The organism is Pantoea sp. CTOTU49201 (assembly GCF_032054795.1).
Taxonomy (GTDB): Bacteria; Pseudomonadota; Gammaproteobacteria; order Enterobacterales; family Enterobacteriaceae; genus Pantoea; species Pantoea symbiotica.
The window spans coordinates 1-3641 of sequence record NZ_DAMBSA010000446.1; the positions used below are offsets into that span (position 1 = coordinate 1).

Sequence of the window (3641 nt, forward strand, 5' to 3'; positions counted from 1 at the left end):
CCGATTTCTGGCCATTATTGATCACCGAAGCGGCACGCATGACCGGTGATCAAGACACCTTACCGCTTTGCCCACGCTGGCTTCGTCGTCAACTACAGGAAACGGCGCTGCATGGCGACAGCATCAATGCCGAAGCGTTGAAAGAAGCACTGGAAGCACGCCAGTGGCGTGAAGGCTTCCTCGCCGATCGCATGCGCGATGAAATCCTGCTTAATCAGATCATGATTGAGACCGAAGGCGAAGTGGTTGGCCAAATCAACGGCCTTTCGGTGGTTGAGTTCCCTGGTCATCCGCGTCCGTGGGGCGAACCTTCGCGCATTACCTGTGTGGTACATCCCGGCGATGGCGAATTCACCGATGTGGAGCGCAAAGCTGAGTTAGGTGGCAATATTCATGCAAAAGGCATGATGATTATGCAAGCCTACCTGATTGCCGAACTGGAACTGGAACAACAGCTGCCCTTCTCAGCTTCACTGGTGTTTGAACAATCCTATTCCGAAGTGGATGGCGACAGCGCCTCGCTGGCCGAACTGTGTGCATTAATCAGCGCGCTGGCTAATCAACCGGTTAACCAGCAGATTGCGGTAACCGGTTCAGTGGATCAGTTTGGCAACGTACAGCCCGTCGGCGGCCTGAATGAAAAAATTGAAGGCTTCTTCCACATCTGTAACTCACGTGAACTGACCGGCAAGCAAGGTGTGATTTTCCCCGCCAGTAACGCGCGCCATCTCAGTCTGAATCAGGACGTAGTAGAAGCGGTTAAAGCCGGACAATTCCATCTCTGGGCCATTGAGAGCGTCGATGAAGCGCTGCCGCTGCTGACCGGCATTGCCTGGCAGAGTGAAAGCGGCGAATCACTGCTTAGCACCATTCAGGAACGCATTACCCAGTTGAACCAGCAGGAAGCTCGCCTGCGTCCATGGCCATTACGTTGGCTCAACTGGTTCAACCACAGCTGATAAGATTGCTCAGCGTACAACTGTTCGCTAATATTCGGGCTTCACTAAAAGAAGGCATATTGAGAACATGGTAGATAAACGCGAATCCTATAGTAAAGAAGACCTGGTTGCCTCAGGTCGCGGCGAACTGTTTGGCGAAAATGGACCGCCGCTTCCATCCAACAACATGTTGATGATGGACCGCGTGGTCAAAATGACCGAAGACGGCGGTAAATTCGATAAAGGTTTCGTAGAAGCCGAACTGGATATCCGCCCTGATCTGTGGTTCTTTGACTGCCACTTCATTGGCGATCCGGTAATGCCAGGTTGCCTTGGCCTTGATGCGATGTGGCAGCTGGTTGGTTTCTACCTCGGCTGGCTGGGCGCAGAAGGTAAAGGACGCGCATTGGGCGTGGGTGAAGTGAAGTTCACTGGACAAGTCCTGCCTACCGCGAAGAAAGTGACCTACAAAATTCACTTCAAGCGTGTGATCAACCGTAAACTGGTGATGGGCGTGGCAGATGGCGAAGTCTTCGTTGACGGGAACCTGATTTACTCTGCGACTGATTTGAAAGTAGGCCTGTTCAAAGACACCTCAGCTTTCTAATCCTTCCAAACGAAAACCTCCGCACGCAGCGGAGGTTTCTTCCATAATGATAGACATCCAGCAGTGCTAGGCCACCGCTGACCTGTCCTCCATGGCTTGACGCCAACCTCCCAACCAGTGAGACCGTGCATCGATCAATTGATAAGGGCATATCTCTTTTGAACGCCCTGTAATCCCGGCTTGATAGCCTCGTGAATGTGCTCGTTCCAGGCGGTCTCTCTTCTGTCTCTTCATGCCTCGTTTCCCTCATTTTTCAGGTCTGGTGGAATCTGGGTGGAAAGAAAGAGTGGCGATATAATGTTCAACCACAGTAATGTTCTAACCCGATGCAGAAGAAAGGTCAATGCGCAAAATTCACGCCAATGTCATGTTTTTGACGTTAAAGTGCCATGTAGAAGTGTCAGTTGAATGTCTATCTGGCTGATTAGGCAATAAAAAAAGCCCCTGATTTGACTGCGATCACACTACAGCAAATCAAGGACTTAGCATAAGCATCGAACAAATCTTAATTTAGCGAAACGACACTATTTGCGATTTGTTGCGCCGTTTGCTGCCAGCCGAGAGCCAGAGTACGTACCAGCGCATCGTAGCCATCTTCCGTTTGCGGCAGCGTCAGATTAAAGCCATGTTTGATTAGGCGCCCTTGATGCTGCAGTAACCATTCGCCACTCACCACCACTTGCCCATCGTAACGTCCCTGGAAACCGGTGACATTAACGGAGAGCGTGTCGTGGCTATCGCCCAGCGGAGCACCAGCAACCAAACGCCCAGGCAGCGCTTTGCTGAGATTACTGATCAGCGTTTGCTGCAACTGTTGATCAAGCGGACTGGCCCACAGGTTATTGGCCGCAATCACGTACTTCACATCGCTGGTCTGATACACCAGGCCGTTGCCCGCCATATAATCCGGTACCGTCACCTGCTCGACCCAAATCATCGGCTGTCCAGTGCCAGCGGCACTTTCAACGCGCGCCACATTATTGCCCGCAGGCAGCTGATAATAGGTATTTTCAATGGTGCTGCTGCAGCCTGCCAGCAGCAACAGCGCCCCGATAATTAGCCCTTTTTTCACTGTTTGGCCCTCTTTGGCTGTGGATCCTGGCCCGGCTTGGCTTCAAACACCAGCGCGTTACTTTTGCTATTCAGAGTTTTCAGCACCGGCTGCAGTTCACGTAGAACCTGATCAAGCCGCTGCATATCGCCCACCAGCTTGCTATAAGCCGGCGAACCAGGTTGCAAACCTTTCATGCTGCGATTCAGTTCGCGCAGGGTTTGCTGCATATCTGAAGGCAGAGTTTTCATCGCCGGATTCGCCGTGACCTGATTGAGGTTATCCAGCGTTTTTTGCAGCTGCTGCAGCGTGCGCTGGCTCTCTTTCAAGGTACCGGTGGCTTCGTTCAGCACAGGGTTAAGTGGCAAGCCGTTAATCTTATCCAGCGCCGCCATCAATTTCTGCTGAATCTGCGCCAGGCCGCCGCTGACGGTTGGAATCACTTCCAGGCCAGCCACTTCGTTAGGGCCTTTATATGCCGGTGCGTTGTCGTAGAAATCGAGGTCGATAAACAGCGCGCCAGAAAGCAGGTTGCCGGTCTTCAGCGTCGCACGCAGACCGCGTTTTTTGCCTTCCTGCAGATGCTGCTCAAGATTGAAATCCCCGCCCAGACGATTAACAAAACGGTCCGGCTCAATGCGAATCAGCACTGGCACACGATAGTCAGTATTCAGCGCCTGGTTCACGCCTGGAATCATGTAAGGCACTTGTGAAACCGTACCCAGACGAATGCCACGGAACTCAACCGGTGCGCCAACCTGCAATCCACGAATCGAATCGGTGAAGAACAGCAGGAAATCGGTGTGAGCGCTGTAGAGCGAATCCTGGATGCTGCGCTGATCGTCGTACAGATGGTATTCCGCTTTGTTCTCCGCAGCCCGGCCCAGTTCGGCGCCGTCCGGCACGTCAAAACTGACGCCGCCGCTGAACAGCGTGGTGAGCGATCCCATCTCTACGCGCATGCCGGATGCCGACATATCCACCGCAATGCCGCTGTCTTTCCAGAAGCGCACGTTGGTGGTAATGAGGCGATCATAAGGCGCCG

The 3641-nt window shown here is 53.0% G+C and carries 5 protein-coding genes; 2 read left to right on the forward strand and 3 right to left on the reverse strand.

Annotated features, from left to right (window positions below; translation table 11 throughout):
- The coding region (locus RTY00_RS21815) for a Lon protease family protein (RefSeq protein WP_312666196.1) at positions 1–959 on the forward strand (959 nt) is incomplete at its 5' end.
- Between the two features lie 67 nt (positions 960–1026).
- Positions 1027–1545 carry a bifunctional 3-hydroxydecanoyl-ACP dehydratase/trans-2-decenoyl-ACP isomerase gene (gene fabA / locus RTY00_RS21820; RefSeq protein ID WP_007887361.1) on the forward strand — a complete coding sequence of 173 codons (519 nt, stop codon included), beginning with the start codon at positions 1027–1029 and terminating at the stop codon, positions 1543–1545.
- Between the two features lie 66 nt (positions 1546–1611).
- Here fabA and rmf read toward each other — a convergent pair whose 3' ends face one another.
- From rmf to RTY00_RS21835, 3 genes are all read right to left on the reverse strand, one after another.
- A complete protein-coding gene (gene rmf, locus RTY00_RS21825) occupies positions 1612–1779 on the reverse strand; it encodes a ribosome modulation factor (protein ID WP_071531634.1) in 168 nt (55 codons plus the stop codon).
- Positions 1780–2050: 271 nt separating this feature from the next.
- Complete coding sequence (gene pqiC, locus RTY00_RS21830; RefSeq protein WP_008101448.1) at positions 2051–2617, reverse strand: membrane integrity-associated transporter subunit PqiC; 567 nt, start codon at positions 2615–2617, stop codon at positions 2051–2053.
- Positions 2614–3641 (reverse strand): MlaD family protein (locus tag RTY00_RS21835; RefSeq protein ID WP_312666198.1); only part of this gene is annotated, 1028 nt, incomplete at its 5' end. The genes RTY00_RS21835 and pqiC, both read right to left, overlap by 4 nt.